This window comes from Plasticicumulans sp., assembly GCF_035331805.1.
Classification (GTDB): Bacteria; Pseudomonadota; Gammaproteobacteria; order Competibacterales; family Competibacteraceae; genus Plasticicumulans.
The window spans coordinates 1-5,918 of record NZ_DAOLKE010000221.1 but is presented as its reverse complement, the minus strand read 5'-3'; the positions used below and the strand labels follow the sequence as shown (position 1 = coordinate 5,918).

The 5,918-nt window shown below is 71.1% G+C and carries 5 protein-coding genes; 3 read left to right on the top strand and 2 right to left on the bottom strand.

Annotated elements, in window-relative coordinates:
- Both relA and PKE44_RS13760 read right to left on the bottom strand, forming a co-directional pair.
- Nucleotides 1–2,090, bottom strand: a 2,090-nt coding sequence (gene relA, locus PKE44_RS13765) for a GTP diphosphokinase (RefSeq protein WP_324552152.1), incomplete at its 3' end; no start/stop codon positions are given.
- A gap of 42 nt (nucleotides 2,091–2,132) precedes the next feature.
- Nucleotides 2,133–2,963, bottom strand: coding sequence for an HDOD domain-containing protein (locus PKE44_RS13760; RefSeq protein ID WP_324552150.1), 831 nt, complete (start codon nucleotides 2,961–2,963; stop codon nucleotides 2,133–2,135).
- Nucleotides 2,964–3,104: 141 nt separating this feature from the next.
- On the opposite strand from PKE44_RS13760, the gene cysG reads away from it, so the two are divergent.
- The 3 genes from cysG to PKE44_RS13745 all read left to right on the top strand — a co-directional run.
- Nucleotides 3,105–4,514 (top strand): siroheme synthase CysG, encoded by a 1,410-nt coding sequence (gene cysG / locus PKE44_RS13755; protein WP_324552148.1) that lies wholly within the window; start codon nucleotides 3,105–3,107, stop codon nucleotides 4,512–4,514.
- 36 nt (nucleotides 4,515–4,550) lie between these two features.
- Nucleotides 4,551–4,943 carry a GFA family protein gene (locus PKE44_RS13750; RefSeq protein WP_324552146.1) on the top strand — a complete coding sequence of 131 codons (393 nt, stop codon included), beginning with the start codon at nucleotides 4,551–4,553 and terminating at the stop codon, nucleotides 4,941–4,943.
- 29 nt (nucleotides 4,944–4,972) lie between these two features.
- The coding region (locus tag PKE44_RS13745; protein ID WP_324552144.1) for a serine/threonine-protein kinase at nucleotides 4,973–5,918 on the top strand (946 nt) is incomplete at its 3' end.

Genomic DNA, 5,918 nt, shown 5'->3' with positions numbered 1-5,918 from the left:
GTGCCGGCCTGCTTGTCGGAGAGCGTGTTGACGGCGATGACGTTGATGCGGTCGTTGGCGAGCACCTGCGTGATGTCGCGCAGCAGGCCGGTGCGGTCGTAGGCGTCGATCTGCACATCGACGTTGTAGCGCGGCGCGGTCTCGTCGCCCCAGCTCACCTCGATCAGCCGCTCGCGGCTGTGGCTCTGCAGGTCGAGCAGGTTCGGGCAGTCGGCGCGGTGGATGGTGACGCCGCGGCCCTGGGTGATGAAGCCGACGATGGCGTCGTAGGGCACCGGCTTGCAGCAGCGTGCGAGCTGGGTCAGCAGCTTGCCGACGCCGCTGATCTTGATCTCGCCGGGTTCGCTGGTGATGGTCGGCCGCTGCAGCGGCATCGTGGTTTCGGCCGGCGGCGGCGGCAGGATCATGTCCTGCGCGACCGAGACGACGTGGGTCGCGGTCAGGTCGCCGCGGCCGATCGCGGCGTAGAGCTCCTCGGGCTGGTCGTATTCGAGCGTCTCGGCCAGGCGTTCGAGGTTGACGCTGCGCACGCCGAGGCGGTGCAGCTCGCGATCGAGTGCCTGACGGCCGCTGGCGATGCTGTGTTCGAGGTCGAGCTGGCGGAACCAGGCGCGCACCTTGTTGCGGGCGCGCGTGCTCTTGAGATAGCCGAGGTGCGGTGACAGCCAGTCGCGGCTCGGGCTGCCGGATTTGGTGGTCAGCACGTCGACCTGCTCGCCGTTCTTCAGCTCGTAGCTGAGCGGCACGATGCGGCCGTTGACCTTGGCGCCGCGGCAGCGGTGGCCGATCTCGGTGTGCACGTGGTAGGCGAAATCGAGCGGCGTCGCGCCCTGGGGCAGCTCGACGATCTCGCCGCGCGGCGTCAGCACGTAGACGCGGTCCTGGAAGGCTTCGGCCTTCACGCGCTCCAGCAGGTCCTCGCCGTCGCGGTCGTCGTCCTCGTCGCCGTCGTCGCGGGCTTCGAGCATCTGGCGCAGCCAGGCGATCTGCTGCTCGTAGCTGCTCGGCTGCTGCGCGCCGCTCGCGCCTTCCTTGTAGCGCCAGTGCGCGGCGACGCCGAGTTCGGCGTTCTGGTGCATCTCCAGCGTGCGGATCTGGATTTCCAGCGTGCGCCCGTCCGGGCCGAACACGGCGGTGTGCAGCGAGCGGTAGCCGTTGGCCTTGGGGTTGGCGATGTAGTCGTCGAATTCCTTGCGGATGTGGTTCCAGCGCGCGTGCACGACGCCGAGCGCGGCGTAGCAGTCGGCGACCGTGTCGACGATCACGCGCACGGCGCGCACGTCGAAGATCTGCTCGAACGGCAGGCGCTTGCGCTGCATCTTCTTCCAGATGCTGTAGATGTGCTTGACGCGGCCGGTGACCTCGGCGTGGATGCCGGCGTGTTCGAGTTCGGCGCGCAGCTCGTCCATCGCCGCCTCGATGTAGGCCTCGCGTTCGACGCGGCGCTCATCGAGCGCGCGCGCGAGTTCCTTGTAGGTGTCCGGCGCCAGCCAGCGCAGCGCCAGGTCCTCGAGTTCCCACTTGACGCGGGCGATGCCGAGGCGGTTGGCGAGCGGGGCGTAGAGATCGAGCGTCTCGCGGGCGATGCGCTGCTGCGCGATCGGGTCGTAGCCGGCGAGCGTGCGCAGCCGGTGCAGGCGGCGGGCGAGGGCGATCAGCACGACGCGCACGTCCTGCGCCATCGCCAGCAGCATCTTGCGCAGGCGTTCGAGCTGGTCGCCGTGCGCATGCACCTGCTGGTGGAAGTCGCCGATGACGGTGATCTTCTCGGCGCCCTCGACCAGGCGCGCGATGCTGTCGCCGAACTGCTCGGCGAGCACGCCGGGCGTCAGGCAGCCGGCGACGTTCTCGGGCTGCAGCAGCGCGGCGCAGACGACTTCGTGATCGAGGCGCAGGCCGGCGAGGATGTCGGCGACCGCGAGCGCCGGCGGCGGCGTGTCGGGATCGGGCTCGCCGGGCAGCGCGGCGAGCGCCAGCGCGTGGGCCTCGCGCACGCGCGCAACCTGCGCCGGGCTCCAGCGCACCGGCAGGCCGGCGATCCAGGCGTCGAAGTCGTACAGCGGACTCGGGGTATGGCTGGTCGCGACCACGAAGGCGTCTCCTGCGGCTGCGGGGCGGCGATGACCGGCGCTTCAGAACAGTCCGCGGACTTCGGAGCCGCGCTCGCGCACGGCCGCGAGGGCGGTGTCGAGCTGGCCGGCATCGAGGCCGCTTTCCTCCCAGAGGTCCTCGGCGACCAGGGTTTCCAGCTCGGCCGGCGTGCCGGGGTCGGCCGCGATCAGCGGCACGGCACGGGCGGCGATGTGCAGCACGGCGGCATCACGGCCGTATTCGAGCGCGCGCTGCGGCTGCGGCTGGCAGCCGACGATCTCGACCAGCGCCTCCGGCATGCCCCACTGGTGCAGCAGTTCGGCGCCGAGTTCGGCGTAGCCGAAGCCGAGCACGGCGCGCTGGCGGCCGGTGTCGTAGGCGTCGGTCTGCGTGCGCTCGATCTCGGCGGCGAGCGTCGGCACCTGCTGGAAGGCCACGAGCCGGCCGACATCGTGCAGGATGCCGGCGATGAACAGGCGCTCGTGGGACGGCATGTGATTCTGCCGCCCGAGCTGGCGCGCGAGCATCGCGACGCTGACGTTGCGCCACCAGAACGCCGGCAGGTCGAGCGCGGCATTGCTGACGCCCTTGAACATGCCGCCGATCGAGCTGGCGAGCACGAGGTTGCAGAGCTCATCGGTGCCGATCAGGTTGATCGCGCGCAGCACGCTGTCGACCTTGCCGGGCAGGCCGTAGAACGGACTGTTGACCAGGCGCAGCAGCCGCGCCGAAATCGCGGCATCCATGCTGACCACGTCGGCGAACTGCTTGAGCGAGGCATGCGGATCATCGGCCAGTGCCCGGATCTGCTGGTACACATCGGGCAGCGTGGTCAGTTCGGTGACGTTGGCGGCGAGCTCGCGCGCGTTCATCTTCGGCGACCTTCGGCGTGACGGGGGGCGGTATCTAAGCACACCATACCGGCCCCTGACAGTCGCGTGCGCGCCCGGCAGCATTCGTTGCACGGTGCTACAAGTCGCGTCCTTCCTGCCCCCCAGCCCCGAGGTGTCGTCGTGGATTTCCTGCCCCTGTTCCTGCGCCTGACCGGCCGCCCGGCGCTGGTCGTCGGCGGCGGCGAGGTGGCCGCGCGCAAGGTGGCGCTGCTGCTCGATGCCGGTGCCGAGGTGCGCGTCGTCGCACCGGAACTCGGCACGACGCTCGCCGGCGAGTACGCCGCCGGCCGCATCCGCCACGTCGCACGCCATTTCGCCGCGCCCGATCTCGACGGCGCCGATCTGGTCATCGCCGCCACCGACGACGTGGTCGTCAACGCCGAGGTCTCGCGGCTGGCGCGCGCGCGTTCGCTGCCGGTCAACGTCGTCGACAACCCGGCGCTCTGCAGCTTCATCATGCCGGCGATCGTCGATCGCTCGCCGGTGATCGTCGCGCTGTCGACCGGCGGTGCCTCGCCGGTGCTGGCGCGGCTGCTGCGCGGGCGGCTCGAATCGCTGATCCCGGCCGCCTACGGGAAGCTCGCGCGCCTCGCCGCCGATTTCCGCAGCCGCGTGCAGCACGCCGTGCCCGAGGCCCGCCGCCGGGCGTTCTGGGAGGACGCGCTGCAGGGCGCGGTCGCCGAGGATGTGCTCGCCGGGCGCGAGGCCGAGGGTCGCGCGCGGCTCGAAGCCCTGCTCGAAGCCGCCGGCCATGCTCCGGACGATGCGCCCGGCGAGGTCTATCTGGTCGGCGGCGGCCCCGGCGATCCGGAGCTGCTGACCTTCCGCGCGCTGCGCCTGATGCAGCAGGCCGATGTCGTCGTCTACGACCGGCTGATTTCCGACGGCGTGCTGGCGCTGGTGCGCCGCGATGCCGAGCGCATCTACGTCGGCAAGGCGCGCGCCGAGCACACGCTGCCGCAGGAAGAAATCAACGCGCTGCTGGTGCGCCTCGCCCGCGCAGGCCGGCGCGTGCTGCGCCTCAAGGGCGGCGATCCGTTCATCTTCGGCCGCGGCGGCGAGGAGATCGACACGCTGATGGCCGAGGGCATCCCGTTCCAGGTCGTGCCCGGCATCACCGCGGCGAGCGGCTGCGCGGCCTACGCCGGCATTCCGCTGACGCACCGCGATCACGCGCAGTCGGTGACCTTCGTCACCGGCCACCCGAAGCGCGACGGCGACCTGCGGCTCAACTGGCCGGCGCTGGCGATGCCGAACCAGACGCTGGTGTTCTACATGGGCGTGCACGGCATCCAGGCCATCCGCGCCGGCCTGCTCGATCACGGCATGCCACCCGACACGCCGGTCGCGATCGTCGAGCGCGGCACGCAGCCGGACATGCGCACGCACGTCTCGACGCTCGCCGAGGTCTGCGCGCTGGTCGAGCGCACCGAGATCAGCCCGCCGGCGCTGCTGATCATCGGTGGCGTCGTGACGCTGCGCAGCCGGCTCGACTGGCGCGGGCAGGCCGCGCAGCGCCAGACCGGCTGAGGAGCCGTGGACTGAGGTGCCGTGGAGATGGGACATATGGAACGATTCACCGGTGGCTGCCTCTGCGGCCGGGTCCGGTTCGTGGCGAGCGGGCGGCCGTACCGGGTCGGCCTCTGCCACTGCCTCGACTGCCGCAAGTTCCACGGGGCGCTGTTCCATGCGTCCGCGATCTTCCCGGAGGCGGCGGTGACGATCGAAGGCGAGGTCCGCGACTACGAAGGCCGCTGCTTCTGTCCGCTTTGCGGATCGTCGGTGTTCTCGCGCAGCGCCGATGAGATCGAGCTGAACCTCGGTTCATTCGATGCACCCGACCTGTTCGTGCCGACCTACGAAAGCTGGATCATCCGCCGCGAATCCTGGCTGCCGGCATTTCCGCTCACGCGCCGCTACGCGCGGGATCGGGATGAGACGAGCCGGTTCGAGGAATAGATGCGGACAAAGCCCCGGGTGCCGCCGGCATGAGCGCCGACAAGATCGAGCAGACCCGCGTGATCGAACAGACCCGCCTGCAGGTCGAGGCCACCCGGCTGCGGGAAGAGCCCGTCGAGGCGACCCGCGTGCTCAATGCCGGCAACGTCGAACTGACGCTGCTGCGCACCCTGAACGGCCCGGCCGGCGAAAAGCTCACCGAGCTGCCGCCGCTGCCGAACCCGCGCTACGAACTGCTCGGCCCGGTCGGGCAGGGGGGAATGGCGAGCGTCGAGGCGGCGCGCGATGCGGCGCTGCGGCGCACGGTCGCCTTCAAGCGCCTGCACGAAGGCGTGCAGGCGCTGCCGGGGCTCGCGCAGCGCTTCCTGACCGAGGCGCAGCTGACCGCGCAGCTCGATCACCCGAACGTGGTGCCGGTCTATGCGCTGGAGCGCGACGCGCACGGGCGCATCGCCTACGCGATGAAGCTCGTGCGCGGGCGCACGCTGGCCGAACTGCTGGACGAACCGCTGCCGGCGACGCGCACGGCCCGCCGCGAGGCGCGCGCGGCGCTGATCGAGCACTTCCTGAAGGTCTGCGATGCGCTGACCTACGCGCATGCGCGCGGCGTCATCCACCGCGATCTGAAGCCCGCCAACATCATGGTCGGCGCCTTCAACGAGGTGTACGTGATGGACTGGGGCATCGCCCGCATCATCGGTGCCCCGGACCTCTGCGCTGCCGACCTGCCGGTCACCGACGCCGGTCTCGGTCCTGATCCGGCCAGCGAGCGCACCCGCGCCGGCGACCGGCTCGGCACGCCGGCCTGGATGGCGCCCGAGCAGGCGCGCGGCGAGACGGTCGATGCGAAGAGCGACCAGTACGCGCTCGGGCTGATCCTGCAGCAGATGCTGAGCCGCCAGCGCGCGATCCCCGGCCATGACCTCGACAGCGTGCTCGCCGCCGCCGCCCGGGGTGAGCGCCGGGCGCTGACCG

What these genes read in the sequence shown, in the direction of transcription:
- PKE44_RS13760 (WP_324552150.1), bottom strand. Translation starts at nt 2,963, where the DNA reads ATGAACGCGCGCGAGCTCGCCGCCAACGTCACCGAACTGACCACGCTG.
- PKE44_RS13750 (WP_324552146.1), top strand. Translation starts at nt 4,551, where the DNA reads ATGGAACGATTCACCGGTGGCTGCCTCTGCGGCCGGGTCCGGTTCGTG.